The sequence below is a fragment of the Brevibacterium luteolum genome (assembly GCF_013004595.1).
Lineage (GTDB): Bacteria > Actinomycetota > Actinomycetes > Actinomycetales > Brevibacteriaceae > Brevibacterium > Brevibacterium luteolum.
On the sequence record NZ_JABEMC010000004.1, the window covers coordinates 151,660 to 177,839 of the forward strand.

Annotated in this window: 23 protein-coding genes; 9 read left to right on the forward strand and 14 right to left on the reverse strand. The window is 66.7% G+C overall.

The genetic code is table 11. The features are described 5' to 3' along the window. Nucleotides 1-54 precede the first annotated feature (54 nt). Nucleotides 55-582, forward strand: a complete 528-nt coding sequence (locus HLA91_RS08150) for a HutD family protein (RefSeq protein WP_170274266.1) — start codon at nucleotides 55-57, stop codon at nucleotides 580-582. Between the two features lie 4 nt (nucleotides 583-586). On the opposite strand, the gene HLA91_RS08155 is transcribed toward HLA91_RS08150, so the two are convergent. Next, nucleotides 587-1,042 carry a TspO/MBR family protein gene (locus tag HLA91_RS08155; RefSeq protein WP_170274267.1) on the reverse strand — a complete coding sequence of 152 codons (456 nt, stop codon included), beginning with the start codon at nucleotides 1,040-1,042 and terminating at the stop codon, nucleotides 587-589. A 51-nt stretch (nucleotides 1,043-1,093) separates the two neighbouring features. Then, entirely contained in the window at nucleotides 1,094-1,585 is a 492-nt protein-coding gene (locus HLA91_RS08160; protein ID WP_170274268.1) for a flavin reductase family protein, read from the reverse strand. 144 nt (nucleotides 1,586-1,729) lie between these two features. Here HLA91_RS08160 and HLA91_RS08165 point away from each other — a divergent pair, with 144 nt between their 5' ends. Further along, nucleotides 1,730-2,344 carry a DUF3000 family protein gene (locus HLA91_RS08165; RefSeq protein ID WP_170274269.1) on the forward strand — a complete coding sequence of 205 codons (615 nt, stop codon included), beginning with the start codon at nucleotides 1,730-1,732 and terminating at the stop codon, nucleotides 2,342-2,344. Next, the gene (locus HLA91_RS08170; RefSeq protein WP_259832751.1) at nucleotides 2,341-3,552 is read left to right on the forward strand and encodes a ribonuclease D; all 1,212 of its coding nucleotides are present in this window, start codon (nucleotides 2,341-2,343) and stop codon (nucleotides 3,550-3,552) included. Before HLA91_RS08165 ends, HLA91_RS08170 begins: the two co-directional genes overlap by 4 nt. 48 nt (nucleotides 3,553-3,600) lie before the next feature. Here HLA91_RS08170 and dxs read toward each other — a convergent pair whose 3' ends face one another. The 4 genes from dxs to HLA91_RS08190 all read right to left on the reverse strand — a co-directional run bounded on the left by dxs (nucleotide 3,601) and on the right by HLA91_RS08190 (nucleotide 12,046). After that, nucleotides 3,601-5,541 carry a 1-deoxy-D-xylulose-5-phosphate synthase gene (dxs, locus tag HLA91_RS08175; RefSeq protein ID WP_170274270.1) on the reverse strand — a complete coding sequence of 647 codons (1,941 nt, stop codon included), beginning with the start codon at nucleotides 5,539-5,541 and terminating at the stop codon, nucleotides 3,601-3,603. 230 nt (nucleotides 5,542-5,771) lie between these two features. Next, nucleotides 5,772-8,456 (reverse strand): aconitate hydratase AcnA, encoded by a 2,685-nt coding sequence (gene acnA / locus HLA91_RS08180; RefSeq protein ID WP_170274271.1) that lies wholly within the window; start codon nucleotides 8,454-8,456, stop codon nucleotides 5,772-5,774. Nucleotides 8,457-8,630: 174 nt separating this feature from the next. Continuing rightward, complete coding sequence (locus tag HLA91_RS08185; protein WP_170274272.1) at nucleotides 8,631-10,025, reverse strand: class I SAM-dependent RNA methyltransferase; 1,395 nt, start codon at nucleotides 10,023-10,025, stop codon at nucleotides 8,631-8,633. Further along, complete coding sequence (locus tag HLA91_RS08190; protein WP_338076727.1) at nucleotides 10,025-12,046, reverse strand: APC family permease; 2,022 nt, start codon at nucleotides 12,044-12,046, stop codon at nucleotides 10,025-10,027. Before HLA91_RS08190 ends, HLA91_RS08185 begins: the two co-directional genes overlap by 1 nt. Nucleotides 12,047-12,111: 65 nt before the next feature. On the opposite strand from HLA91_RS08190, the gene HLA91_RS08195 reads away from it, so the two are divergent. Further along, the gene (locus HLA91_RS08195; protein WP_170274273.1) at nucleotides 12,112-12,783 is read left to right on the forward strand and encodes a potassium channel family protein; all 672 of its coding nucleotides are present in this window, start codon (nucleotides 12,112-12,114) and stop codon (nucleotides 12,781-12,783) included. Next, nucleotides 12,780-13,484, forward strand: coding sequence for an NAD-binding protein (locus HLA91_RS08200; protein ID WP_170274274.1), 705 nt, complete (start codon nucleotides 12,780-12,782; stop codon nucleotides 13,482-13,484). The genes HLA91_RS08195 and HLA91_RS08200 overlap by 4 nt, the downstream gene beginning before the upstream one ends. Here the strand turns inward: HLA91_RS08200 and HLA91_RS08205 are convergent. The 3 genes from HLA91_RS08205 to dut are packed head-to-tail and all read right to left on the reverse strand — an operon-like array spanning nucleotide 13,472 to nucleotide 15,226. Continuing rightward, on the reverse strand, nucleotides 13,472-13,840 hold the full coding sequence (locus HLA91_RS08205) for an OB-fold nucleic acid binding domain-containing protein (protein WP_170274275.1): 369 nt from the start codon (nucleotides 13,838-13,840) through the stop codon (nucleotides 13,472-13,474). The genes HLA91_RS08200 and HLA91_RS08205 overlap by 13 nt on opposite strands. A 12-nt stretch (nucleotides 13,841-13,852) precedes the next feature. Then, nucleotides 13,853-14,701, reverse strand: coding sequence for a DUF3710 domain-containing protein (locus HLA91_RS08210; RefSeq protein WP_102160496.1), 849 nt, complete (start codon nucleotides 14,699-14,701; stop codon nucleotides 13,853-13,855). Between the two features lie 48 nt (nucleotides 14,702-14,749). Further along, nucleotides 14,750-15,226 (reverse strand): dUTP diphosphatase, encoded by a 477-nt coding sequence (dut, locus tag HLA91_RS08215; RefSeq protein ID WP_170274276.1) that lies wholly within the window; start codon nucleotides 15,224-15,226, stop codon nucleotides 14,750-14,752. 111 nt (nucleotides 15,227-15,337) lie between these two features. Between dut and HLA91_RS08220 the strand changes: the two genes are divergently transcribed. Next, on the forward strand, nucleotides 15,338-15,802 hold the full coding sequence (locus HLA91_RS08220; protein ID WP_170274277.1) for a DUF3093 domain-containing protein: 465 nt from the start codon (nucleotides 15,338-15,340) through the stop codon (nucleotides 15,800-15,802). A 93-nt stretch (nucleotides 15,803-15,895) separates the two neighbouring features. Here HLA91_RS08220 and HLA91_RS08225 read toward each other — a convergent pair whose 3' ends face one another. Beyond that, complete coding sequence (locus tag HLA91_RS08225) at nucleotides 15,896-16,195, reverse strand: DUF4193 domain-containing protein (protein ID WP_102160502.1); 300 nt, start codon at nucleotides 16,193-16,195, stop codon at nucleotides 15,896-15,898. 258 nt (nucleotides 16,196-16,453) lie between these two features. On the opposite strand from HLA91_RS08225, the gene HLA91_RS08230 reads away from it, so the two are divergent. Continuing rightward, nucleotides 16,454-16,681 (forward strand): hypothetical protein, encoded by a 228-nt coding sequence (locus HLA91_RS08230; RefSeq protein ID WP_170274278.1) that lies wholly within the window; start codon nucleotides 16,454-16,456, stop codon nucleotides 16,679-16,681. Between the two features lie 163 nt (nucleotides 16,682-16,844). Here HLA91_RS08230 and HLA91_RS08235 read toward each other — a convergent pair whose 3' ends face one another. Next, nucleotides 16,845-17,975: a ferrochelatase gene (locus tag HLA91_RS08235; protein WP_212754162.1), complete on the reverse strand. Its 1,131-nt coding sequence runs from the start codon at nucleotides 17,973-17,975 to the stop codon at nucleotides 16,845-16,847. A 140-nt stretch (nucleotides 17,976-18,115) separates the two neighbouring features. On the opposite strand from HLA91_RS08235, the gene sepH reads away from it, so the two are divergent. Next, on the forward strand, nucleotides 18,116-19,408 hold the full coding sequence (gene sepH, locus HLA91_RS08240; RefSeq protein ID WP_102160508.1) for a septation protein SepH: 1,293 nt from the start codon (nucleotides 18,116-18,118) through the stop codon (nucleotides 19,406-19,408). A 75-nt stretch (nucleotides 19,409-19,483) separates the two neighbouring features. On the opposite strand, the gene cydD is transcribed toward sepH, so the two are convergent. Genes cydD through HLA91_RS08255 form a run of 3 tightly spaced genes read right to left on the reverse strand, consistent with a single transcriptional unit; the run spans nucleotide 19,484 to nucleotide 25,488 of the window. Beyond that, entirely contained in the window at nucleotides 19,484-22,870 is a 3,387-nt protein-coding gene (gene cydD / locus HLA91_RS08245; RefSeq protein WP_170274280.1) for a thiol reductant ABC exporter subunit CydD, read from the reverse strand. Further along, nucleotides 22,867-23,904: a cytochrome d ubiquinol oxidase subunit II gene (cydB, locus tag HLA91_RS08250; protein WP_170274281.1), complete on the reverse strand. Its 1,038-nt coding sequence runs from the start codon at nucleotides 23,902-23,904 to the stop codon at nucleotides 22,867-22,869. Before cydB ends, cydD begins: the two co-directional genes overlap by 4 nt. Nucleotides 23,905-23,913: 9 nt before the next feature. Beyond that, nucleotides 23,914-25,488 carry a cytochrome ubiquinol oxidase subunit I gene (locus tag HLA91_RS08255; protein WP_170274282.1) on the reverse strand — a complete coding sequence of 525 codons (1,575 nt, stop codon included), beginning with the start codon at nucleotides 25,486-25,488 and terminating at the stop codon, nucleotides 23,914-23,916. A 320-nt stretch (nucleotides 25,489-25,808) separates the two neighbouring features. On the opposite strand from HLA91_RS08255, the gene HLA91_RS08260 reads away from it, so the two are divergent. Continuing rightward, nucleotides 25,809-26,168: a BlaI/MecI/CopY family transcriptional regulator gene (locus HLA91_RS08260; protein ID WP_170274283.1), complete on the forward strand. Its 360-nt coding sequence runs from the start codon at nucleotides 25,809-25,811 to the stop codon at nucleotides 26,166-26,168. Nucleotides 26,169-26,180 lie beyond the last annotated feature (12 nt).

Genomic DNA, 26,180 nt, shown 5'->3' on the forward strand with positions numbered 1-26,180 from the left:
CCCTCCAGAACAGCCCGTCTCACGGGCACCGGTACCGGCGTCTAGGCTGGCGGTATGACACGTGAGCTGACACCGATCGCTACCTATGTCGACCAGCCGGCCGCCCCCTGGGCCAATGGGGCCGGTTCGACCGTCGAGCTCGTCTCCCTCGATGCTTCCGCGGCACTGACGCCTGGGCTTCCTGCCTGGCGGCTGTCGATCGCATCCTTGGAGCGGCCGGCTGCGTTCTCAGCGCTGCCAGGCATGCGCCGGATCTTCCGGCCGATCGGCGCCGATGTCGTCCTCGATATCGACCGCACCCGGTTCGCCCTAGCCGACGGTCAGGCGTGCGTCTTCGACGGTGCCGCAGTGACGGAGCTCGTCGAGCTGCCCCGACCGTGTCACGCCGTCAACCTCATGATCACCACCGCCGAGGCGGTGGCCGCCTCCGCTGGCGAGCCACCTGACCCCGTGGTCGACGGGACCTTCCTCCTCACCCTCGGTGGTTCCCGCCTCGGGCCCGGTTTCACGCTGCTGCGCACAGACGAACCGGCACCCAGTGGCATGACGGATCATGCCGGGGTGCAGGTGCTGCGGTTCTGAGAGTTCAGTCGTTGCGGGCGGCGACCGAGGCGCACCACGCCGGGTACGGGGCCAGCGCACAGCCAGCTGCCGGTTCCTGCTTGCCGACCTGGCGGGCGAGGGAGACCGAGGATGCCGTGAGCGCGACAGCGACACCGGTGGCCGTCCAGCGGCGCTTGCCGCCGAAGAACGCCATCGACCAGCCGGCGTTGAGCCCGAGGTTGAAGACCAGTTCGCCGACGAGACGGCGGCGCTCCTTCTCGGTGCGGGCCTTCTTCAGCGCGTGGGCGGTGGTGGCGGCGATATCGGCGTACAGCGTCGTCCAGGCGATCGGGAAGACCTCACTGGGCGGAGTGAAGTCCGGCTTGTCGAGCTTGTCGTAGTCATCGAGACCGGCGCGTGTAGCGACCGAGCCGGCGATGGCGGCGGCAGCGGTGAGTGCACCGGTGAAGGCGAGCTGGGGCAGGAACTTCCGGGACATGGTCCCCTCCTTGCAGTGGCGGTTCCAGTGACGGGTCGTGCGCAGGTCAGTTCAGATCCGGTCGGCGGCGTCGAGGGCGTAGAACTCGCGGTCGACGTAGACGAGTGCCCGGCCGGGCTCTGCGGTGATGATGTCGGTGATCTCTCCGACGCAGACGGTTGAGTCGCCTGCCGGCGTCTGGGAGGCGAAGCGGCAGTGCAGCACAGCGTGGGCGCCGGGCAGGTACGGGTCGCCGTTGGGCAGGGTCGCAAAGCCCTGTTCAGGGGTGAAGCGCGGGCCATCGGAGCGGGCGAAGGCGCGGGCGATCTCGGCGTGTTCAGCACCGAGGGTGTTGACGACGAAGGTCTCGGCACCGAGCAGCCGGGAGGCTGAGTAGCGGGCGGTGGAGACGGAGAAGTGCAGCATCGGCGGCTGCAGGGTGACGCTGGCGAGGCTGGAGACCGTCAGGCCGATCGGCCCGTCTGGTGACTGTGCGGTGATGACGGCGACTCCGGCGGGGTGGTGCCGGAAGGCGTGCTTGAAATCCTCAGGGTCTGCGCTCATCGGCAGCGGTCTCCTTTCGTCCTGTCTGCCGTAACATTCCTTGCCGCCACTTTAGTCCCGGCTCCGGTGGTCGATGCCATTCAGCCGCGACGTGCCCGGCGTGGATGCTCGCTGTTGTCATTGCCTCGACCTACAGTGTGAAGTGTGATAGCCCCATCACCGCTCAACCGGATCCCGCAGGCCTTCGCCCGCGCAGCCGATGTGCTGCGCTCACCGCGCGAGGATGCGCGCATCGAAGTCAGCGAGATCCCCGCCCCCTCGAAGCTGGCCCCCTACGCGATCGCCCTCGGTGCCGAGGTTCGTGCCGATGAGGCCTTCCAGGCGGCCACCGGCGAGGACATCGAGGAGCTGGCCACCGGCCGGATCGTGCTGCTCTACGACCCCGCCCGCCCTGAGGAGTGGGATGGGGAGTTCCGGCTGGTGAGCTACATCCGCGCGGAGCTTGAGGCTGAGATGGGCAATGAGGCGATGCTCGGCCCGGTCGCCTGGTCATGGCTGACCGAGGCGCTGGAGACCCACGACTGCGAGATCGCCAAGGCAGGCGGCACCACAACGCGTGTGATGTCCGAGAGCTTCGGAACCCTGGCCGGCCGGCCGTGGACGGTCGATCTGGAGCTGCGCGCCTCCTGGACCCCGGTCGTTGAGGATACCGAGGAGATGGGCAACCACGTCGATGCCTGGATCGACCTCATCGGCATGGTCGCCGGTCTGCCCCCTGTTCCCGAAGGCGTGACTCCGCTGCCGGGGCGACGCCGGTGAGCTCACGCCACGTCGACGAGAATCTGCCCCTGCTCGCCCGCCCTGCCGGCGGTGTTCCTGAGGTCATCGACACCACGACCTCCCTTGACGAGGTCGCCCATCTGCTGGCTTCGGGCACCGGACCGGTGGCTGTCGATGCCGAACGCGCTTCCGGCATCCGCTACGGGGATCGGGCGTTTCTCATCCAGCTTAAGCGCACCGACAGTGGGATCGTGCTCATCGACCCCGAGGCGCTGCCGGACCTCAGGCAGGTCGATGCCGCGCTCAGCGGTGTCGAGTGGATCCTGCATGCTGCGACCCAGGACCTGCCGTGCCTGGCCGATCGCGGGATGACGCCCTCGGCGCTGTTCGACACCGAGCTGGCCGCCCGGCTGCTCGGTGCCGAGCGTTTCGGGCTTGCCGCGCTGGTCGGCAATGAGCTCGGTGTGCGCCTGGCCAAGGAGCACTCCTATGTCGACTGGTCGAAGCGCCCTCTGCCCTTGGATTGGCTCAACTATGCCGCCCTTGATGTCGAGGTGCTCATCGAGCTGCGCGAATCTCTGGCGCGCCAGCTGCGTGAGACCGGTAAGGACGAGTTCGCCCGGCAGGAGTTCGAGCATCTGCTCGGTTTCCAGCGGCGCGTCCATGCCGAACCGTGGCGGCGGATCAGCGGTCTGGGAACGGTGAAGTCACGCCGCGCTCTCGCCCGGGCCCGGCAGCTGTGGCTCGACCGGGATGCGGCAGCCTCCAGCCGCGACATCGCACCGACCCGGCTGCTGCGCGATCGGCTGCTCGTGGCCCTGACGGATCCGAGGGTGCGCACGATCGATGACATCTACCGGCTGCCTGGTGGCAAGGAGCTCTCCGGACGGGCGGCGGCGAATGTGCTGCATTCCCTGCAGCGTGCCGATGCGCTGCCGGATTCTGAGCTGCCGCCGCGCCGTCAGCCGCAGCCCAAGACGGGTCCGCGCGCCGACCGGGAGGTCGCCAAGGCGCGATCGGAGAAGATGCGCGCTGCCGTGGGAGCTGTCGCAGATGAGCTGGAGATGCCCCATGACGTGCTGCTGACCCCGCGGATAGTGAAGTCGCTGGCGTCTGAGCGGGCGGTCGGCGATGTCACCGATGTCGAAGCCTATCTGGCGGCCAACTCAGCTAGGCCGTGGCAGATCGAGCGCACCGCCGAGGTGCTCGCCGAGGCGGCACACGCAGCCGACAACGCCACCAGCTGAGATCTGACTCAGCACAACCCGTCATCTGATGCGATGACGGCTGGTTCCTCACATGGCGCGGCGGCTGGCCCGATGGGCGCGCTCAGCCAGATGCGAGGGCAGCATGTGCAGAGTGTTGTCGAGCATGTCCGGCACCGACAGGCCGGCGTATTCGAGGATCTCCTCACGCGTGCCGTGCGGCAGGAACTCATCGGGCACACCGAGTTCGACCACACCGGTGCGCGAATCCTCATCGCGCAGATCCTGGCGGATCTGCGAACCGATGCCGCCGATCTTCACACCGTCCTCGACGACGGCGACGAGCGCATGGTCCTTGCCCATCGTCAGCACCGAATCCGGTACCGGCAGCACCCAGCGCGGGTCGATGACCGTCGCGCCGATCGCACGCTGCCGCAGCTCCTCGGCCAGCGCCAGGGCACGATCGGCCAGCGCGCCGACAGAGACGATAAGCACATCGCGATCAAGGCCGTCAGCGGGTTCGGCGAGGATGTCGACACCGTCCTCGGTCCGCGACAGCGCCTCGATGTCGTTGCCGACCGAACCGCGGGAGAACCGCACGACGGTCGGGGCGTCTTCGATCGCGACTGCTTCGTTGAACTCCTCGACGAGCCGGGTGGCATCGCGCGGAGCGGCCAGCTGCAGGCCGGGCACGACCTGGAGCATCGCGATGTCCCAGATGCCGTGGTGGCTGGCACCGTCAGGGCCGGTGATGCCGGCGCGATTGAGGACGAAGGTGACTCCCTGCTTGTGCAGGGCCACATCCATGAGCAGCTGGTCGAAGGCGCGGTTGAGGAAGGTGGCATACAGGCACACGACCGGGTGCAGTCCGCCATAGGACAGTCCGGCGGCCGAGGCGACAGCGTGCTGTTCGGCGATGCCGACGTCGAAGACACGCTCGGGGAACTCCTCGGCGAAGCGCTTGAGGCCGACCGGGATGAGCATGGCGGCAGTGATCGCGACGATGTCCTTGCGCTCACGAGCGATGCGGGTGATCTCGTCACCGAACACCGAGGTCCACGACGTCGACTTCGACGGCTGCGAGCGGCCGGTCTCGGCGTCGATGACGCCCACGGCATGGAACTGATCGTCCATATCGGCCATCGCCGGGGCGTACCCGTAGCCCTTCTGGGTCAGCGCGTGGACGATGACCGGACCCTGATCGTAGTCCTTGGCCTTGGCCAGGGCGCGTTCGAGGCTGTCGAGGTCGTGCCCGTCGACAGGGCCGACGTATTTGATGCCGAGTTCGTCGAACATACCGGTCTCTGCTGGGGCCATCATGTCTTTGAGGCCCTTCTTTATCCCGTGCATCGCCGAATAGGCGGCCCGGCCGGGAGGCCCGGACTGCTGCAGGCGCTCTTTGCCCCAGGAGAGGAACTTCTCGTACTGCGATGAGGTGCGCAGCGAGTCGAGGTGTTCGGCGAAACCGCCGACGGTCGGGGCGTAGGAGCGGCCGTTGTCGTTGACGACGATGATGAGCTTGCGCGGCGGATGGGACTTATCGGCCGCGATCGTATTCAGCGCCTCCCAGGCCATGCCGCCGGTCAGTGCACCGTCGCCGATGACGGTGACGACGTGCCGGTCCTGCTCCCCTGTCAGCTGACGGGCCTTGGCGATGCCGTCTGCCCAGGACAGGGAGCTGGAGGCGTGCGAGTTCTCGATGACGTCGTGTTCGGATTCGGCTCGGGAGGGGTAGCCGGAGATGCCGCCGCGCTGGCGCAGTGTGGAGAACTCCGGGTAGCGGCCGGTGAGCAGTTTGTGGACGTAGCTCTGATGGCCGACGTCGAAGAGGATCGTGTCACGCGGGGACTCGAATACCCGGTGGATCGCGGTGGTCAGCTCGACGACGCCGAGATTGGGGCCGAGGTGGCCTCCGGTCTGCGCCACGGTGGTGATGAGGCAGTCACGGATCTCCTTCGTCAGCACCTGACACTCGGCGGCGCTGAGCTGTCTGACGTCCGCTGGCGAAGTGATGTTCTCCAGGAAGGTCATACGGTTGTCGGCTCCTTTACGCTGCTCCTCATCGGCAGCTGACACACATGCGTCATATCCGATTTCATACGGTCAGAACGTCAAGTCTACTCTTTTGGACGCTCGTATCCAGGTGGACACGGGACGCGTTCACACAGAACGGCCGGAGCACCTGGTGGTGCTCCGGCCGTTGCTGTGCCGGTTCAAGCGCTGCAGGTCAGGCCCGCTGCACTGTCACCCTGCCATTGTCGTCACTGGCGCACGAGCGAGCGCAGCACGTACTGCAGGATGCCGCCGTTGCGGTAGTAGTCGGCTTCACCCGGGGTGTCGATGCGCACGACAGCGTCGAACTCGACGGTCTCGCCGCTGTCCTTCTTCGCTGTGAGCTTGACGGTCTTCGGCACGTCGCCGTCGTTGATGGCCGACACTCCGGAGATGTCGTAGGTCTCGGTTCCGTCGAGTCCGAGGGACTCTGCCGACTCACCGGCCGGGAACTGCAGCGGCAGCACACCCATGCCGATGAGGTTCGAGCGGTGGATGCGCTCGAAGCTCTGGGCGATGACAGCCGAGACGCCGAGCAGCTTGGTGCCCTTGGCAGCCCAGTCGCGCGAGGAGCCGGTGCCGTATTCGGCACCGCCGATGACGACGAGCGGGATGCCCTGCTCTTGGTAGTTGACCGAGGCGTCGTAGATCGTCGTCTGCGGTCCGCCCTCCTGGGTGAAGTCGCGAGTGAAGCCGCCCTGCACGCCGTCGAGCAGCAGGTTCTGCAGACGGATGTTGGCGAAGGTTCCGCGGATCATGACCTCGTGGTTGCCGCGGCGCGAGCCGTAGGAGTTGAAGTCCTTGCGCTCAACACCGTGCTCCTGCAGGTACTTGCCGGCCGGGGTGTCAGCCTTGAAGGAACCTGCCGGGGAGATGTGGTCGGTCGTGACCGAGTCGCCGAGCAGCGCGAGCACGCGGGCACCGGAGATGTCCTCGATGGGCTCCGGGTCCATCGTCATGCCGTCGAAGTAGGTCGGCTTGCGCACGTAGGTGGACTCGTCGTCCCACTCGAACAGGTCACCCGAAGGGGTTTCGAGCCGCTGCCAGCGCTCGTCACCGTCGAAGATGGCGCCGTATTCCTTGGTGAACATGCTGGTGTCGATCGACTCGTCGATCGTGCGCTCGATCTCCTCGGGAGTCGGCCAGATGTCCCTGAGGAACACGTCGACGCCGTCTTCGTCCTTGCCCAGCGGCTGGTTATCGAAGTCGAAGTCCATCGTTCCGGCCAGCGCGTAGGCGATGACGAGCGGCGGCGAGGCCAGGTAGTTCATCTTGACGTCGGGACTGATGCGGCCCTCGAAGTTGCGGTTGCCCGAAAGCACCGCAGTGACTGAGAGGTCGTTGTCCTGGATCGCCTCGGAGATCTCCGACTCCAGCGGACCGGAGTTGCCGATGCAGGTGGTGCAGCCATAGCCGACGGTGTAGAAGTTCAGTGCTTCGAGGTCTTCGATCACACCGGACTTCTCGTAGTACTCAGTGACGACTTTCGAGCCCGGGGCGACCGAGGTCTTGACCCACGGCTTGGTGTTGAGACCCCGCTTGCGGGCATTGCGGGCCAGCAGACCGGCGGCCATCATGACCGACGGGTTCGAGGTGTTGGTGCACGAGGTGATCGAGGCGATGGCCACAGCGCCGTTGGCCAGCTCGAAGCTCCGTCCGTCGCCCATAGCGACGCTGGCAGCCTTGTCCTCTTCACCGGGCTTGGCGTAGTTGTGGATGTCCTTGCGGAACTGCTCCTTCGAATCCGACAGCTCGATGCGGTCCTGCGGACGCTTCGGGCCGGAGATCGAGGGCACCACCGTCGAGAGGTCGAGTTCGAGGTACTCAGAGTACTCCACCTCGTTCGACGGGTCGTGCCAGAGTCCCTGCTCCTTGGCGTAGGTCTCGACGAGCTTGATCTGACTCTCGTCGCGGCCGGTGAGGCGCAGGTAGTCGACGGTGACCTCGTCGATCGGGAACATCGCAGCAGTCGAGCCGAACTCGGGGCTCATGTTGCCGATCGTCGCACGGTTGGCCAGCGGCACAGCGCCGACTCCCTCACCGTAGAACTCGACGAACTTGCCGACCACACCGTGCTGGCGGAGCATGTCGGTGATCGTGAGCACGACGTCGGTGGCGGTCACACCGGAGGGGATCTTACCGGTGAGCTTGAAACCGAGGACGCGCGGAATGAGCATCGAGACCGGCTGGCCGAGCATCGCGGCCTCCGCTTCGATGCCGCCCACACCCCAGCCGAGCACGCCGAGGCCGTTGACCATCGTCGTGTGCGAGTCGGTGCCGACGAGCGTGTCGGGGTAGGCGCGGGTGACGCCGTCGACCTCGCGGGCCATGACGACGCGGGCCAGGTACTCGATGTTGACCTGGTGGACGATGCCCATACCGGGCGGGACGACCTTGAAGTCGTCGAAGGCGGTCTGGCCCCAGCGCAGGAACTGGTAGCGCTCACCGTTGCGCTCGTACTCGATGTCCATGTTGCGCTCGATGGCGTCTTCGAAGCCGAAGGCGTCGATCTGCACGGAGTGGTCGATGACAAGCTCAGCCGGGGCGAGCGGATTGATCTTCGACGGATCGCCGCCGAGGTCCTTGACGGCCTCGCGCATGGTGGCGAGGTCGACGATGCAGGGCACACCGGTGAAGTCCTGCATGACGACGCGTGCCGGGGTGAACTGGATCTCGGTGCTCGGCTCAGCCGAGGCGTCCCAGTTGGCCAGTGCGTTGATGTGGTCCTTGGTGATGTTGGCGCCGTCCTCGGTGCGGAGCAGGTTCTCCAGCAGCACCTTGAGGCTGAACGGCAGCTTCTGAGAGCCCTCAACCGAGTTCAGGCGGTAGATCTCATAGGACTTGCCGCCGACCTCCAGGGTGCCCTTCGAGCCGAAACTGTCAACGTTACTCATCGTGACTCTCCTCTTCCGTGGCACACGACTTGATGATGCGCGGCGAGCCGCACGGACTGGCCCGCCACGTGATTACGTCACAGAACTGTGCCGTAATTTATCTTGATATCAAGATAAATCTTACCGCATCCGCACACGCGTTTCCACCAGCTCGGAGGCTTTCCGGACACCTGCTCACCGGGTGAAGACGGAGACGAATTCGGCGTGCGCGGTCAGCGGGAACAGGTCGAATCCGCGGCAGCTGGCCAGTGTGAACCCGCCGGCGGTCAGCGCCCGGGCGTCGCGGGCGAAGGTGCCGGCGTCACAGGAGACGTAGACGATCCGTTCCGCGCCCGAGGCGGTCAGCGCCTCGGTCACGGCAGGTCCGGCCCCGGCCCGGGGCGGGTCGAGGACGATGACGTCGGCGGCGGGCAGTTCGCGCAGCCGGTCGATGCGGGCGACACCGAAATCCGCGTCGAGGTCAGCGGCGTTGGCGCGGGCGGCGGCGATCGCCTCGGGAGCGCCCTCCAGGCCGGTGACCGGGACGTCGTGGGCTGCGCCGACAGCGCAGGCGAGCAGGCCGGCGCCGCAGTACAGGTCGAGCACCCGGCTGGCGCCGGCGGCAGCCTCGACGACCTGACCGGCGAGCACGGCTGCGGCATCGACGTGGACCTGCCAGAACCCATCGGCGCGCAGCCGGAAGTCCCGTTCCAGCGTCCCGCCGGGTGTGTCGAGGTGGAGGCGCTCAGTGACCTCGCCGGCGCCGGTGAGCACGTCCAGGCGGCTGCTGCCACCGCGGTTGCGGGCCGCCTTGCTGCCGCGCCGGCCGCCGCGACGGGCCGGTTGGCTGCTGCGGTGCAGCAGGGACCACTGTCCGTCCTGCTCCCCCAGCCGGGCGGTGACCGTCTCGACGACGCCGGGGTCGAGTGCGGCACCGGGCCGGGTGTGCAGGACGACCGCGCCCGAGGTGTGCGCTGCGGTGAGTTCGATGCGCTCGAGTCCCGGCAGGCGCAGCGTGTGAAGTCCGAGGTCGTTGAGCACCGGTGCGGCCAGCGGCACGGTGTCGACGGGGATGACGGTGTGGGAGCCGGCCGCCCGCATGCCCGGTGTTCCTGCGGCGTCGACGGCCAGCTGCACGCGGGTCCGCCATATGGTTCCGGCAGTAGTGGCCGCCGCGTGTGGATCAGCGGCTTCGGCTGCCTGTTCACTCGGGGCTGCCGCGATGCTCAGCCCGGTGTCCTCAAGCCCGCCGAGGCGGGCGAGCTGCTCGGCGGCGGCATCGGTCTTGAGCTGCCGTGAGTGGGGCAGGTCGACGTGGGCGAACTCAACGCCGCCGACCCCGGCGGCACCCCAGGCCTGCCGGCGGTCGGGAACCCGGTGCGGGCTGGGCTGGAGCACCTCGGTGGTGCGGGCGTAGGCCATGCGCTTCTTGACTTGAGTGAGTTCGGCACGGACCCGCTCGCCGGGGATGGCACCGGAGATGAAGACGACCCGGCCGTCGTGGCGGGCCAGCCCGTAGCCCTCCCCCACCTGCTTGTCGACGGTGAGCTCGACTGCATCGCCGGCCACCGCCTCGGGCGCGGGCCTCATCACTGCTCCCGGCCGATGACGTCGTGGTCGATGTCGCCGACCCGGCGGATGAGGACGTCCTGGTTGCGGGTGAAGGAGCGCAGCCGCCAGGGCACGATCGAGACGACGACATTGGGCACGATGAGCAGCCGCGACTTCAGCCGCAGCACCGTCTGGTTGTGCAGGATGTTCTCCCAGCGGCGGCCGACGATGTACTGCGGGATGTAGACGTCGATGAGGTCGTTGGGGTGGTGCCGGCGCATGTCGGCGATGTGGTTCATGACCGGGCGGACGAGTTCGCGATACGGCGAGTCGAGGATCGTCAGCGGCACCGGCAGGCCCATCTCGTCCCATTCGCGCTGCAGCGCCTCGGCGGCATCCTCGTCGACGGCGACGGTGATCGCCTGCACCGAGGTCGGGCGGCTGGCCCTCGCATAGCTGAGCGCGCGCAGTGCCGGCTTGTGGATCTGGGTGATGATGACGACCGCGCGGGTGTTCGGCGGCAGGGTGGTGTCCGAGGCGTCCTCTTCGGGGGCGAGTTCGGAGGCGACACGGCCGTAGTGGCGGTGGATGAGGCCCATGAGCGCGTAGAGCACGGCGATCGCGGCGACGGCGATCCAGGCGCCGCCGGCGAACTTCGTGATGATGACGACGACGAGGACGACGGTGACGAGGACGAATCCGACGGTGTTGATGATGCGGTTGGCCTGCATCCGCCGGCGCGTCGGGGAGGTGACCATCGTGCGGATCCGGTCGGTCCAGTGCCGGATCATGCCCAGCTGGCCGAGGCTGAAGGCGAAGAACACGCCGACGAGATAGAGCTCGATGAGGTCGGGCACCCGGGCGCGGAAGGCGACGACGAGGACGATCGCAGCCCCGGAGAGCAGCAGGATGCCGTTGGAGAAGGTCAGCCGGTCACCGCGGGTAGCCAGCTGGCGGGGCAGGAAGCTGTCTCGGGCCAGCCGCGAGGCCAGCCCGGGGAATCCCTCGACGGCGGTGTTGGCTGCCGCCATGAGCACAAGCGCTGCCACTGCGGCCACGATCGAGGGCAGCACGGGCACGTTGTCGAACACGGCGTGGGCGAGCTGGCCGAGAACCGGGTCCTGGACGTAGTCGGCGCTGATGGGGGTGCCGGCCCGGTTGAGCAGGTAGATGTGGGGTTCGGCGACGAATTTGATGCCGATGACCGAGGACAGCCAGGTGATGCCGATGAGCATCGTGGCCGACAGCGCACCGGTCAGCAGCAGGGTGCGGCCGGCATTGTGCCCGCGCGGGGAGGTGAAGCGGGGCACGGCGGTGGCGACGGTCTGCACACCTGCCAGGGCGACCGAACCGGAGGTGAAGGCACGCAGCACGATGAACACGGCAGCCAGCCCGAACAGCGGCGTGTCGAAGTCCGTCCGCGGCAGCACCCAGTAGTCACTCGTGACAGCGATCGGCGTGTCGCCGGTGAGGACCCGGTAGGCGCCGACGATGAGGGTGAGGAAGACTGCGGCGAGGAAAAGGTAGGTTGGGATCGCCAGCAGCTTCGGGGCGGTGCGGGTTCCGCGCAGGGCCAGCACGGTGACGACGAAGATGCCGATGACGGAGACGATGACCCGGTGCGGTTTGAGCTCCGGGACGATCGAGCCGACGTAGGAGGCGAACATCGTCATCGACACCGCCAGGGTCAGTACATAGTCGATGAGCAGGGAGGCCGCGACTGCCCGGCCGGCGCGCACCCCGAGGTTCTTGCCGGCGACCTCGTAGTCGCCTCCCCCGCCAGGGTAGGCGCGCAGATTCAGCCGGTAGCACCAGACGATGACGAGGATGACGACACCGACGGCCAGGCCGATCCACGGCGAGACGGTCAGGGCGACGAGCCCGGAGAGCGAGAGGGCCAGCAGGATCTCGTCAGGCGCGTAGGCCACCGATGACAGCATGTCGGAGGCGAAGACCGGCATCGCCAGGCGCTTGCGCAGCGGCACCGGCCTGCGCCGGTCACTGCGGAAGGGCCGTCCAACGAGTAGTCTTTTGACGGCAGACGAAAAATTACGTGCCACGTGCTCAATCGTAGAGCACGGCCGGGCTGGGAGGGCACGGCTGCAGGCGCAGGAAGAGGTCAGGGATGCACTTCGTCGTCATGGGATGCGGACGCGTCGGCGCCTCGCTCGCGCGCGCCCTCGACGCCAGCGGCCACACCGTCGCCGTCGTCGACCGCGACCCCGATTCCTTCCGCGCGCTCGGCCGCGACTTCTCCGGTTCGACGATCACCGGCCTCGGCTTCGACCGCGACACGCTCGAGCGTGCCCGCACCGGCGAGGCCTACGCCTTCGCGGCGGTCTCCAGCGGCGACAACTCCAACATCCTCGCCGCGCGGGTGGCGCGTGAGACCTTCGGGGTGCGCAATGTCGCCGCCCGGATCTACGATCCGCTGCGCGCCCAGGTGTTCGAGCGCCTCGGGATCCCGACGGTGGCCACGGTGCGCTGGACGGCCGACCGGATGATGCGCAAGCTCATTCCGCAGGGCGCGGCCGCGGAGTTCCGCGACCCCTCGGGCCGGATGGTGCTCGCCGAGGTGCACCTGCACCCGGACTGGATCGCCCGCCCCGTCGCCGAGGTGGAGGAGGCGATCCCTGGTCGAGTCGCCTACATCACGCGGCTGGGTGAGGGGATGCTGGCGCGTCCGGAGACCCTCATCCAGGACGGGGACCTTGTGCACATCATGTGCGAGCACGCAGTCCTCGACCGTGTCACGCAGATTCTCGACGAGCCGATCACCGAGGAGGAAGAAGAGTGAAGATCCTCATCGCCGGAGCCGGCTCAGTCGGCCGTTCGGTCGCCCGGGAGCTGCTCGACAACGGTCATGACGTGCTGCTCGTCGACAAGAACAAGGACGCCGTGCGCCACGACAAGGTGCCCGGTGCCTCGTGGCTGCTCACCGATGCCTGCGAGCTCAACGGCCTGGCAGAGGCCGGGCTGGAGGAGACTGATGTCGTCGTCGCGGCCACCGGTGATGACAAGACGAATCTCGTGCTCAGCCTGATCGCGAAGATGGAGTTCGGGGTCCCGCGCACGATCGGGCGGGTGAACAACCCGCGCAATGAGTGGCTGTTCGACTCGAACTGGGGCGTCGATGTCGCCGTATCGACCCCGCGGCTCATGACCGCACTCGTTGAGGAGGCCGTCGAGGTCGGCGGCCTCGTCCACCTCATGAGCTTCGAGCGCGGGCAGGCCACGCTCATGGAGTTCACCGTGCACGAGAAGTCGGCGGCGGTCGGCAAGCGGATCGGGGCGATCTCCTGGCCGCCGGACACCGCACTGGTGGCGATCGTGCGCAATGAGAAGGCCTTCGCCCCGTCGTTTGACGATGTCGTCGATGACGGCGATGAGCTGTTCTTCATCACCTCACCGGATCAGCACGACCGTCTGCAGAATCTGCTGCGCACCGATGACGGCCACACCGATGAGCGCGAGACGGCTGAGGATCAGTCCGACTGAGTGTCGATGAGCTCGTAGCGCGGATTGAGCGCTGTCAGCACCGTCGAGTCGCTGAGGGTGAAGCAGCCGGTCAGCAGCAGGGTGCGTCCGGCGGTGATGCCGGGGATGTCGCGCATGCCCAGGAAGCGGGCATGGACGATCCCGGTGCCGTCGGAGACGCTGATGTCCAGGCGCGGGCTGGACTGCGGCACAGACCGGGTGAGTGCGACGACGACCCCGCCGACGGTCACCTCACGGCGCGCGGTGATCTCAGCGATCGGGGTCGTGCCCTCCAGTTGGGACAGCCGGCGGTGGACGTCCTCGGCGTCAGTCGAGTCCGTTGAGCCGAATCGTTCGAGGAAGCGCGTGAGCAGCATGGGCGTGGGAGGTCAGCGGACTTCCGTGATCTCGGGGCCGCGTTCGAAGGGATTGATGTCGTCCTTCTTCTCGGCTTCCTCGGCTGAGTCTTCGGCCTTCTGCATCTGCGGTGCGGTCAGCGGCAGCAGCTCGCGCGGCGGCATCGGCTCGGTGCCGCGGTGGACGACGATGTTGCGGAACTGCTCGACGAACAGTGCACGCACCTCCTCATCGTCGATCGCCTTGCCGGAGAACACGCCGCGGATGAACCAGCGCGGTCCGTCGACGCCGGCGAACCGGGCGATGCGCAGTCCCTTGCGGCCATCGGGTGCGGTGGCCGGGATGCGGGTGAGCAGCTCACGGCCGAGTTCGGTGTAGAGCTCATCGGTCTGCCCGCCGCGCTGGCTGATGTTGTCCTCGATCTGGCCGCGCACGGAGTTCCACACGCCTTCGGAGGTGGGTGCGGCGAAGACCTGCAGCTGCAGGGCGCCGCCGCTGTGCTGGATCGTCACGGCGACGATCTTGTTGGTCTTCTCCTCAGCGTCCAGGCGCATCTGCATGCCGTCGCGCACCGGCACCTGGAGGGCGCCGAGGTCGATGCGGTGGACGTCGGGGAACTCCTCTTCCGAGTCGAAGGGGCCCTTCTCATCGCGGTCGAGCGGAGCGGCCTTGGCGAACTCCTCGTCTTCGTCGTCGTCATCCTCGGCTGCTTCGGCTGCGGCGAAGGGGCCTTCCGGCTCGTCGCTGTCGTCAGAGCTGTCGGCGACGGTGGGCTCGTCGTCTGCGACGTCGTCGTCGGTGACGGTCTCAGCGGTGGTGTCGAGTTCCTCGTCGGTGTCGTCGCTGCGCTTCTTCTTGGAGAAAATGTCGAACAGTCCCATGGTTCCTTCCTCAGCGGATGGTCGTCGGTGTAGTCCTCTGACGGATGGTCAGTGCCGCGGATCGTGCTCGCCGGCGGTGAAGCCTCCGGTGGATCCGAAGCCGCGGTCGCTGCGCTCGGAGTCCTCCAGGCTGTCGACGAGGCAGAAGTCGGCGTGGATGACCCGCTGGATGATGAGCTGGGCGATGCGGTCGCCGCGGCGGATCGTGTAGGCGGCGTGCGGGTCGACGTTGATGAGCGGCACCTTGATCTCTCCGCGGTACCCGGCGTCGATGGTGCCGGGGCTGTTGACGACGGTGATCCCGTGCTTGGTGGACAGGCCGGAGCGCGGGTGCACGAATCCGGCATAGCCCTCTGGCAGGGCGATCGCGATGCCGGTGCCCACTGCGCGCCGCTGGCCCGGTTCGAGCACGACGTCCTCGGTTGCGCACAGGTCAGCCCCGGCGTCGCCGCGGTGTCCGTAGGAGGGCAGGGCGATGTCCGGGTCGAGCTGTCTGATCTCTATCCGCAGTTCTTCATATGCCACATTGACGCACTTTAGCCCGGTACCCGAGCCAGTGCCACCGTCTCGCGGCGTCCGGTTCTGCCCGACCTGCCCTGACTGCTGCCGGTCGCTGGTCTGTGGGATACTTGAAGCATGCCCGCCACGACTGATTCCTCGAACACTGTGCGCTACCGTGAACGGCTCTGGCCGACCTTCGGCTGGTGGTTCGTTGCTGCGTTTCTGTCCGCGATGACTGCAGCGATCGTCTTCCCCGTCTGGAGCTGGGGTGCGATGGTGGTTCCCATCGTCGTCTTCGCACTCGTGGCCGGGTGGCTGCGGTCGGCGTCGGCTGTCATCATCGTCAGCGACACGGAGTTCATCGCCGGTCCGGCGCATATCGAGCGCAGCTTCATCGCTGAGGCTCAGCCCTGTGACAAGGCGCAGTCGTTCGCCGAGCGCGGGCCGCTGCTCGATGCGCTTGCCTTCCTCATGCTCCGGCCGTGGGAGCCGCTGCTGGTCAAGGTCATCATCAACGACCCAGAAGACCCGACGCCATACTGGCTGGTCTCATCGAAGGATCCGCAGGCGCTTGCTGCTGCACTGAACTCCCAGCGCTGATGCAGCGCCACTGCAGCGACTGAATGCGAAAGAGCACCGGCAATCCCGCAGGATTCCGGTGCTCCTATCGTCTGTTCTCAGCTCGCTCGCTGCTCAGCCGGCACAGTCGGTGCAGATCGGCACGCCGCCTTCATCGGTGGCCAGCTGCGAGTGATGCCGCACAAGGAAGCACTCCATGCAGGTGAACTCGTCGTTCTGCTTCGGCAGAACGCGCACCGACAGCTCCTCGTTGGACAGATCGGCACCCGGGAGTTCGAACCCTTCTGCTGCAACCGCCTCGTCTTCATCGACCTGGCTGGCCTGCTGCTGATTTCGCTGAGCCTTCAGCTCTTCAAGGGAGTCACTGCTGAGTTCGTCTTCCTGCTTACGAGGTGCGTCGTAGTCTGTCGCCATCTGGCCTGATCACTCTCCGCTGATATGTGAATTGGAGTGGACGGTCGCCATAGAGTACCACTCATGCCTATGTCGTGACACCGTTTTGTATCTCATGGAATTGTGCCCGCCATCGGGTCATTTCGCAACAGGAAGCCAGCAAAGACACTTGTGATTCACCACATCGATCCTCAGACGATGCCGGTGTGCGGCACAAAAGGGAAGACGATGGGTAAGCTGAGACCTTATCCACCGATGTCGAAACGAGAAGGAAACGGCATGAGCGAATTCGAGAATGAGCTTGATAAGCGCGTCAGCGAACTGCAGGAGCAGCTCGCGCAGGCACGCCGTGAAGACAATGAGCATCTCGTCGAATCTCTCGTCGGGCAGCTCGAAGGAATCGTCGACCTGGCCGATGCCAATGATGTCGACACCGGTGCAATGAAGCGCGTCCTGGCCACCGAGACCGGACAGATCCCGATCGTCGAGGATCCGAACGACAGCTGAGTCCCCCTCCCCGAGCCGCCGTTCATCCCTGACCAGCATCGGAGCTCGGCTCCAGCGCTGAGACCCGTTCTCTGCCGAGTCAGGCGCCGCGCTCGCACCGCTGAACGCTCATGCCCTCACCTGTCAGCAGGTGAGGGCATGAGTGTGCAGCAGGGAGGAGACGTCAGCCTGCGGCGGATTCCCACTGCGGGAGAACGGGCTTGTCCCGCATACCCCGGCAGCATTCGATCGAGCACGCGCCGCTGCCGGGCACCAGCGGGCCCTCCGGAGTGACCGCCGGCGCCTCGACGTTCTCACCGCGGCGCTGGGCGGCCCGCTCTTCGACGAGATCGACGAGTCCGGAGACGAAGGCCTCATGCGTGCCGACGGTGGCGGCCCGGGTGAAGGCCATCCCGAGTTCGCCAGCAGTCTGCTTGGCCTCGGTGTCGAGGTCGAACTTGACCTCCATATGATCGGAGACGAATCCGATCGGCACGAGGATGACGCCTTCTACGCCCTCGTCCTTCAGCTCTGCCATCCGGTCGTTGACGTCTGGTTCGAGCCACGGCACATGCGGCGGGCCGGAGCGGGAGCAGTAGACGAGTTCAGCGTCGAGCGTCAGCTCGCCGCCGAGCTGGTCGGCGATCCAGTCGATGAGCTGCTGGTGCTGGCCCTGGTAGCCGGCGGTCCGGACCTCGGATGCCGACTGCATGGCGTTCGGGATCGAGTGTGTGACGTAGAGCAGTCGGTGCTTGGCGGGGTCGATCTCTCCGACCTGTGCGCGGAAGTCAGTCAGGGCAGCGCGCACTGCATCGAGTTCGGCTTGGGCGAATCCCGGGTGGTTGTAGTACTGGCGGATCTTGTCGATCTCGACATCGATGCCGTCGTCAGCAAGCTGAGCCGTCACGCCGGCGAAGTCTTCGCGGTACTGGCGGCACGAGGAGTAGGAGGAGTACGCCGAGGTGTCGATGGCGAGGAACGTGCGTGCTCCTTCTGCTGCGCGCTCACGCAGCACATCGGCCAGGAATGGGTCCCAATTGCGGTTGCCCCACAGCACTGGGGCGTCGATTCCGCGTGCGGCGAAGGCATCTTCGAGCGCAGACTTGAGCACTCGGTTCTGTTCGTTGATCGGTGAACGGCCGCCGAAGGAGTAGTAGTGCTCGCCGACTTCGGTGAGGCGTTCGTCTGGGATGCCGCGCCCGCGTGTGACGTTCTGGAGGAACGGCAGCACGTCTTCGGGGCGTTCCGGCCCGCCGAAGGACATGAGCACGACTGCGTCAAAGGGTTTGAGATTCGAAGTGGTCACGGGCTCCATTCTAGGACCTCGGCTGTCCCTCGCCACGGCGGTCAGGCTGGTGGGAGCGTCTGTCTCACGACTCGCCCGAATATCTGCGCGGTTTGCCGTTGACGGTGTGACACGATCGGGTTCAACCGGATTATGTGGAAGGTGAGGCAATGACGGAGCTGACGTTTCGCGGTGTGCACAGCGACGGCGAGCACCTGCAGCTGAGCGACGCCGCCGGCAATGACTATCTCCTCCCGATCGACGAAAGCCTCTACGCCGCCATCCGCGCCCACCGGCTCGATTCGGCTGCGCAGAAGCAGCAGCGTCACGGCCAGCACGTCCGTCCGCGAGACATCCAGGCGATGATCCGCTCGGGCATGACGGCCGAGGAGGTCGCTGATACCACCGGGGAGTCCCTGGAGCACATCCGCCGCTACGAGCATCCGGTGCTCGCTGAGCGCGGGCACATCTCCCGGCAGGCTCGTGAAACCCTCGTCTACCCGGACAGCTCCCCCGATGATTCGCCCTCCCCGCTCGTCCGCCTGTGCGAAGAGCGCCTGAAGCTGCGTGATGTCGATATCGAGACGATGTCCTGGGATGCCTGGAAGCAGAATTCCGGCAGCTGGTACGTCGAGCTGTCCTTCATCGCCGCCGATCGCCGGCGCCGCGCCGGCTGGGAGTACTCACGTGGATCGATGATCCCGCTCGACGATGAGGCCCGTTGGCTGGCTGATTCCGGTCCGACGGATTCGGGGCCGATTCCGAACTACGGTTCCGGCAGCGAACGTGCCTACAACGCCGAGCACCAGGACTCCTCCGGCTCGGATGCGACGCCGCTACGCGACCACCAGGCCGAGACCGGCCGCATTCTTGAGAGCCTCCGCCGCCGTCGCAGCCGCAGTGCTGAGAACGGCGTGCTCGGTTCGCAAGGTCCGCGCACCGGTGAGTCAGCTCCCGGCGTCGATCCGGTCGACGCTGCTGCCGACGCACCGGTGCAGCCGGCTCCCCAGCAGCAGAGCCGTGGTCGCCTGCACGCCGTTGCCGATGCGCCGGCCGCCCGGCCCGATGGTGCACATACCGCGCTCAGCGCCCCAGACGAGGCCGATGATGCCGGCCGTCTTCCGCTGCCGGCCGAGCAGCCCAGCAGCGGCCAGTCGAATGCTGCACCGGCTAGTGCCGCACAGTCGACATTCGACATCTTCGATGATCAGCCCTCGCTTCTCGATGAGCCCGGTGTCAGCGATGGCCGCAATTCGACGCAGCCGATCATGACCTCGCAGCCGGACGCTCCACAAACGGGAAGCACGGCCGCAGCCGAACCGCAGAGCGGCGCGTCCACCTCGGGTATCGAGGCTGATGCCGGTGAGAGCGCAGAGCCAGCCGGTGAGGAGCCGAAGAAGAAGAACGGCAGGTCCTCGGTTCCCAGCTGGGACGAGATCATGTTCGGAACCAAGCGCGACTGACCTTCTGAGAAGAGCCGGTTGAGCAGGAGATCTCCTGTTCAGCCGGCCATGCCCGTGTCAGAGATGGGCAGGGGTTCAGCCTGCCAGCTGGACGGGGACGTCGGTCTCGGTGATGAGGGACGGATCATGGGTGACGAGGACGACGAGTTCCTCGGCCAGTCCCCCGCGCAGGTCGGCCATGAGTGCGGCTGCCATCTCCTCGTCGAGGTGCGCGGTCGGCTCATCGAGAACCACCACCTCGGCGTCGGCAAGCAGGGTGCGCGCCACGGCGAGGCGCTGCCGCTGACCGCCGGACAGATGCCCGCCGCCGGCACCGATGCGCTCGTCGAGTCCGATGTCTGCGGCGAGCTCGCCGAGCCCGACGCGTTCGAGCGCGGAGAGCAGCTCGGCATCGCTGGGTTTGTCCTCGCGCGGCCGGGCGATGAGCAGGTTCGCGCGCAGCGTCGAGTCGAAGACATGCGCCTCCTGCGGGCACCAGGAGATCCGCCCGGCCAAGTCCATCGGCAGGCAGGCCAGCGCGTCGGTGTCGTTGAGCTGGTAGCGGCCGGTGCGCGGGTCGAGGAAGCGCAGCAGCACGCTGACCAGGGTCGTCTTACCGGATCCTGACGGCCCGGTGACAGCAGCCACTCCGCCGCGGGGCAGCACGGCGTTCAGGCCGGTGAAGACGTCGGACTGGGTGCCCGGCCAGCGCGCCGAGACGTCCGACAGGGTCAGCTGGGTGATCTGCTCGGGCCTCACACCTGTGGCGAGCCCGCCTTCTTCACCTGCCGGGTCGAGGTCGTCGACGCGGGCAAGGATCCGGGCCAGCCCCGGCCACTGCTGGACCGCGGTCAACGAGTCGGCGAAGGCGTCGATGAGTGCCAGCGGCAGCAGCACGGTGACGGCGAGGAGTTCGCCGCTGAGCTCACCGGCTGCGACCTGTCCGGCGAGCACCGGGATCATGATGATGCCGGTGAGCACGCCGACTGCGGTGATGATGCCCTCTCCGAGGCCCGTGGCGCGGATCGCTGCTGATTCGTAGGCCGCCGCCGAGGTATCGGCGTGCGCGAACTGTGCGGCTGCCGGTTCGGTGCGGCCTGCAGCGATGAGGTCCTCGCGGGCATAGAGCAGGCGCGAGAGCACACCGAGAGCGCGCTGCCGGGCGGCCAGGGTTGCGCTGCTGGCTGTGCGGTCGGCGCGCAGGGTCACCCACGGTGCGGCGCACAGGCACAGCAGGCCGCCGGCGAGCATGATGAGTGCGGCTTCCCAGGCGATGACAGCCAGGGTTCCGACAGCGGCGATCGTCACGCCGAGGGCGACGACTGGGGGCAGCACGACACGGGGTGCGATGTCGCGGATGTCGTCGACATCGGCGATGAATCGCGTGAGTGCGATATCGCCGCGCAGCAGGGTGCGGTTGGCGGTGCCGGTGCGGGCGAAACCGGTCCACATCCGCTCGCGCAGGTCGATGAGGGCGCGCAGCACTGCATCGTGCAGCGCCAGTCGCTGCAGGTAGGTGAACACCGCGCGCGACAGTCCGAAGAATCGCACGCCGACGATCGCGACGAGCAGGTACATGATCGGCGGCTGGGCCGAGGCGCGGACGATGAGCCAGGCAGACACGCCGGTGAGTGCGGCGCCGGCGGCAACTGCGGCGACTCCGTAGAAGACTGCCAGCCAGAACTTCACCGAGCGCATGTCGACTGCCGCTGCCAGGCGACGCAGCAGCGTGCCCGTCGGCACTGCGTCCACAGCCGTCTGCTCGTCGGCTGGAGCCGTCACCCGGGTGCTCGCCGGAGCGGCTGCATCACCGGCCGTGGTGTCGACCGCAGAAGGCGCGGGGACTGACCGATCGGTGACAGCCGGTCGCGAGGCAGGGGTGAGGCGGATGTGTGCATCAGCTTCGGAGACGAGGGTCGAGTCGTGGGTCGCGGCGATGACCGGCCGAGTGCGCGCGAGTCGGTGAAGGGTCTGCCGGACGGCGGCTGCCGCTGCTGCGTCGAGATGGGCAGTCGGTTCGTCGACGAGGATGAGTTCGGCGTCGCCTTGGGCGCGCACACGGGCAATGGCCAGTCGGCGCTGCTCCCCTGGGCTCAGCGCAGCGCACGGCATCTCAGGGTCGACATCGAGAGCTGCCGCGGCTGAGATCTCGGCGGCCTCCTCGGCGCTGAGCTGCCGGCCGGCGTACAGCGAGAGCTCTTCGATGACAGTCGGTTCGAACATCCGCGGACCCTGCCCGGCGTAGGCCACGCGGGCGGGGACACCGGTCAGGCTGCCGGTGATGCGGCACTCCCCTGCCTCAGTGCTGCGGACTAAGCCTGCGAGCACGCCGAGCAGTGTGCTCTTGCCCGAGCCTGAGGTGCCGGTGACCGCGGTGAGGCCGGTGCTCGGCACCTCGGCGGTCAGCGGCGGCAGCACCGGCTGCTGGCGGGAGGCGTAGGAGACGCTGAGCTCATCGAAGGTAATCGGTGCACCGGCAGGGGCGGTCTGCGAGATTTCAGATGCTGATTCCTGTCCGATGCGCTCGGCGACAGGGTGATCGGTCATCTCGGTGACACGGTCGTAGGCGGCCACACCGTTTTCAGTCGAGTGGAATGCAGCACCCAGGCGGCGCAGCGGCAGGAAGCACTCCGGGGCAAGGATGAGGGCGAAGAGCCCGGCTTCCAAGCCCATGTGCCCGTAGACAAGGCGCACGCCGATGAAGACCGCGACGACCGCGACGGAGATCGTGGCGATGAGCTCCAATGCCAGTGCGCTGATGAAGGCCACGCGCAGGGTCTGCATCGTCGTGGCGCGGTAGCTGGTGCTCATGCGCCGCAGTGCAGCCGTCTGGGCGGTGACCCGGCCGAGACCGACGAGGACGGGCAGGCCGCGGGCGAGTTCGACGATGTTGGTCGAGAGCTGGTCGAGGGCGCGCGTGGCGTCGGCGACGCGGTTCTCGGTGTAGCGGCCGATGAGGATCATGAACATCGGCACGAGCGGCAGGGTCAGGATGAGGATGAGGGAGCTGACCCAGTCGGTGAAGAGGACCCGGACGATGATGAGGCCGGGGATGAGCGCACTTGCAAGCAGAGCGGGCAGCACCCCGGTGAAGTAGTCGTCGAGATCATCGAGGGTGCGGGTCGCGGTGAGCGCGAGGGCACCGTCTGAGGCCGGCAGGTCTCGACCCGAGCCGGCGAGGCTGCGGTCAACGAGGCGGGAGCGCAGCGTGGTCTTGAATCCCACGGCAGCGCGCGCACCGGCAGTCTTCGAAGCCCAGGTGGCCAGCCCGCGGATGAGGGCGCCGATGATGCCGAGCGCTGCGGCCATCGTGATTGGCCGACCTTCCATCGCTGCGACGATGCCGCGGGCGATGCCGTCAGCGACGAGGATGAGGCCGAGTGCTTGGGCTGCCGCGATGAGGCCGAGCAGCCATAGCGCCCGCCGGCCCTGTGGGGCCGCGAGCGCTATGGCGACAGGCGATCGGCGCTGTGTCCGGGTCACTGATGGTGACTGCGGATTGCGACCGGCACCTGGTGGGCTGGCGGGATGTGCTCGGTCTTCAGACGCTTGGCGAAGACCGAGTAGCTCCAGATCTGGTAGGCCAGCACGATCGGCACGAAGACGATCGCGACGATGAGCATGACGGTGAGCGTGTATCCCGAGGAGGAGGCGTTCGAGACCGTCAGCGAGAAGCTGTCATCGACCGTCGACGGCAGAACCTTGGGGTAGATCGCCAGGAAAACGGTGGTGACACCGACGGCGAGGAAGAGGCTCTGGGCGAAGAAGGCCGACTTCTCGGAACCGCGGCGGATCTGCACCCACATGAGGGCGGCCATTGCCGCGGCGACGACGATGAGGACCCAGCCGAGGAGTCCTCCGTGCATGACCTGGACGATGATGACCCAGGCGACCAGCGGCAGCAGGAACACCGGGGCCAGCTTGGCGGCCAGTGCGCGTGCCCGGAAGCGGACTTCTCCATCGGTCTTGAGCGAGATGAACAGCAGGCCGTGCAGCAGGCAGAACCCGACGACGCCGAGTCCGCCGATGATGGCGTAGATGTTGACCCAGGCGAAGGCACCGCCGATGTTGTCACCGTTCTCGTTGAGCGGCAGACCGGTGGTGGTCAGCGCCAGCATCGCACCGACGCAGAAAGCTGCGAGGGCGGAACCGCCAGACAGACACCAGGTCCAGCCGTTGCGCCAGGCCTCTGTGTGGACCTTGCCGCGGTACTCGATGGCGACAGCGCGCAGGATGAGTGCCAGCAGCGCGAGCGTCAGCGGCAGATACAGCGCTGAGAACAGCGATGCGTACCACATGGGGAAAGCTGCGAAGGTCGCTCCGCCAGCGGTGAGCAGCCACACCTCGTTGCCGTCCCAGACGGGCCCGATGGTGTTGAGCAGCACGCGGCGCTCCTTCTCGTCGCGGGAGAAGCCCTTGAGGAGCATCCCGACGCCGAGGTCGAATCCTTCGAGGAACAGGTAGCCGAGCCAGAGAACGGCGATGAGAATGAACCAGATTGTCGGCAGAAGATCCATGTTCTCCCCTTAGTACGCGAACGACAGTACGTCGTCGTCACTCTTGTCGACTGTGGGTTTGTAGTTGGCCTTGTCGATCTCCGGCATGGCTGAGACGACGCCACCGCGGGAGTAAACCATGATGAGCCTGAGCTCAAAGACCATGAGCACTCCGTAGATGAGCGTGAGCGCGATGAGTGAGAAGAGCATCTCCGCTGCGCTGACCGATGGTGAGATCGCAGCCGCCGTGTAGAGGAACACCCCGTCGACTCCCGACGGGTCGGGGTTCGGCGCGACGACGAACGGCTGACGGCCCATCTCGGTGAACACCCAGCCGGCAGAGTTCGCGATGAACGGTGCCGCGATTCCCCACAGCGCCAGGCGTGAGAGGAACGTCGAGCGCGGCACGGTGCCCTTGCGGGTGACGATCAGCGCGTAGGCTGCCGCAGCTGCGCCGAGAACGCCGAAGCCGATCATGAGGCGGAAGCCCCAGTAGGTGACGATCATGAGCGGCTGGTAATCGACTTCCTGCCCGGAGTAGGGGCCGTACATCTCACCTTCCGGCAGCGTCGTGCCGTATTTCTCCTGGTACTCAGGGATGAGGGTGTTGACGCCGGGCACCTCGGTGTTGAAGTCGCCGTTGGCCAGGAAGGACAGCAGTCCGGGGACCTCGATGACCGGGGTGACGTCGTCACACTGATTCGACGCCAGGTTGCCGATCGTGAGCACGGAGAACTCGCTCCCGTCGTGGCAGGCGCCCTCTGCCGACGCCATCTTCATCGGCTGCTGTTCGTACATGAGCTTGGCCTGGATGTCGCCGGTGATGGCGACGAAGACGAAGGCAATGACTGCAGCCCAGGCGCCGATGCGCAGGGACTTGTACCACACGGTGTGGTCCTTCTCGTCGCGGCCAGGCACCTCGGGAGCAGAGCCGACGATGACGCGGCCGGTCTTCTCGTCAACGGTGTCGATGCCGTCGACCCGCCGGCGCCACAGGTGGTACCAGGCGATGCCGAGCAGGAAGGCGCCACCGACTGCAACTGATCCGGCGAGGGTGTGGGTATATGCAGCCCAGGCGGTGTTGTTCATCAGCACTGCGCCGACATCGACCATCTGCGGTCGTCCGTCGATGATCTCAACGCCGACTGGGTGCTGCATCCAGGAGTTGGCCACGATGATGAAGTAGGCCGAAATCCACGAGCCGATGACAGCAGCCCACAGCACGCCGAGGTGGACCTTGCGGTTGAGGCGGCCCCAGCCGAAGATCCACAGACCGAGAAATGTCGATTCGAGGAAGAAGGCGATGAGCGCCTCCATCGCCAGCGGAGCCCCGAAGACGTCGCCGACGAAGCGCGAGTACTCCGACCACGCCATGCCGAACTGGAACTCCTGGACGATGCCGGTGGCAACACCCATGATGAAGTTGATGAGGTACAGCTTGCCCCAGAACTTCGTGGCACGCAGCCACATCTCGTTGCCGGTGCGGTGATACATGGTCTGCAGGATCGCAACCAGCAGACCCAATCCGAGGGTCAGCGGCACCATCCAGAAGTGGTACACCGTAGTGATGCCGAACTGCCATCGGCCGATCAGTACCGGATCCACCTTTTCCTCCTGTCTCCGCGCAGGCTGGGGAATTCCTGCCTGCGGGCTGGGAAATCTACCTGCAAGTAGAGTATCGGCTTGGCCGCGCTAGCGTTCGAAAGCCCACATCGCACGCCCTGCCGTCTCATTAGCTGAACTGTGCGCGAGACGGGCCCGAAGCGCTCGCTGGCGAGATTTTCCTTGACCCTGCTGTGCCCCTGAGCTTTACTGGGAGGTGGCCTGAAACGGACACGCCGTATTGGACTATGTCAGGTGCTCATCAATATCAGCACTAAACTGTTGCTAAAAGCAGGCGAAACCACGACAGGGAGAGTACGTAGGTGGCAACTCTGGGTGAACTCGAGCGCAGTGTCATGAATGCGCTGTGGAACTCAGTCGACGGGATGACCGCTGCCGAGCTCCGGATCGCGCTGGCTGACCGCGACCTCGCGCTGACGACCGTGCATACGGTTCTCACGCGCCTGGAGAAGAAGGGCTTCGCTCGTCGAGACCGCTCCGAGCGCCCGCACCGCTATCTTGCGCTCTCCACTCGCGAGGAGCACGTCGCCGAGCTCATGAATGAGGTCCTCGACCAGGCGTCGGACCGCCAGGCTGTGCTCGCGCGCTTCCTCGGCACTGTCTCCGATTCCGACACGGCATTCCTCAGCCGGCTCCTCCAGCGCCGCGGCGCCGACAGCTGACAGTCCCACTTC

Excerpts from the sequence above, each read along its gene's own strand:
- HLA91_RS08205 (WP_170274275.1), bottom strand. The coding sequence starts at position 13,840 with ATGCTGCTCACGCGCTTCCTCGAACGATTCGGCTCAACGGACTCGACT.
- HLA91_RS08210 (WP_102160496.1), bottom strand. The coding sequence starts at position 14,701 with ATGGGACTGTTCGACATTTTCTCCAAGAAGAAGCGCAGCGACGACACC.
- HLA91_RS08225 (WP_102160502.1), bottom strand. The coding sequence starts at position 16,195 with ATGGCGACAGACTACGACGCACCTCGTAAGCAGGAAGACGAACTCAGC.
- HLA91_RS08155 (WP_170274267.1), bottom strand. The coding sequence starts at position 1,042 with ATGTCCCGGAAGTTCCTGCCCCAGCTCGCCTTCACCGGTGCACTCACC.
- HLA91_RS08220 (WP_170274277.1), top strand. The coding sequence starts at position 15,338 with ATGCCCGCCACGACTGATTCCTCGAACACTGTGCGCTACCGTGAACGG.
- HLA91_RS08150 (WP_170274266.1), top strand. The coding sequence starts at position 55 with ATGACACGTGAGCTGACACCGATCGCTACCTATGTCGACCAGCCGGCC.
- dxs (WP_170274270.1), bottom strand. The coding sequence starts at position 5,541 with ATGACCTTCCTGGAGAACATCACTTCGCCAGCGGACGTCAGACAGCTC.
- HLA91_RS08195 (WP_170274273.1), top strand. The coding sequence starts at position 12,112 with ATGCACTTCGTCGTCATGGGATGCGGACGCGTCGGCGCCTCGCTCGCG.
- HLA91_RS08235 (WP_212754162.1), bottom strand. The coding sequence starts at position 17,975 with ATGGAGCCCGTGACCACTTCGAATCTCAAACCCTTTGACGCAGTCGTG.
- sepH (WP_102160508.1), top strand. The coding sequence starts at position 18,116 with ATGACGGAGCTGACGTTTCGCGGTGTGCACAGCGACGGCGAGCACCTG.
- HLA91_RS08160 (WP_170274268.1), bottom strand. The coding sequence starts at position 1,585 with ATGAGCGCAGACCCTGAGGATTTCAAGCACGCCTTCCGGCACCACCCC.
- cydB (WP_170274281.1), bottom strand. The coding sequence starts at position 23,904 with ATGGATCTTCTGCCGACAATCTGGTTCATTCTCATCGCCGTTCTCTGG.
- HLA91_RS08230 (WP_170274278.1), top strand. The coding sequence starts at position 16,454 with ATGAGCGAATTCGAGAATGAGCTTGATAAGCGCGTCAGCGAACTGCAG.
- HLA91_RS08185 (WP_170274272.1), bottom strand. The coding sequence starts at position 10,025 with ATGAGGCCCGCGCCCGAGGCGGTGGCCGGCGATGCAGTCGAGCTCACC.
- acnA (WP_170274271.1), bottom strand. The coding sequence starts at position 8,456 with ATGAGTAACGTTGACAGTTTCGGCTCGAAGGGCACCCTGGAGGTCGGC.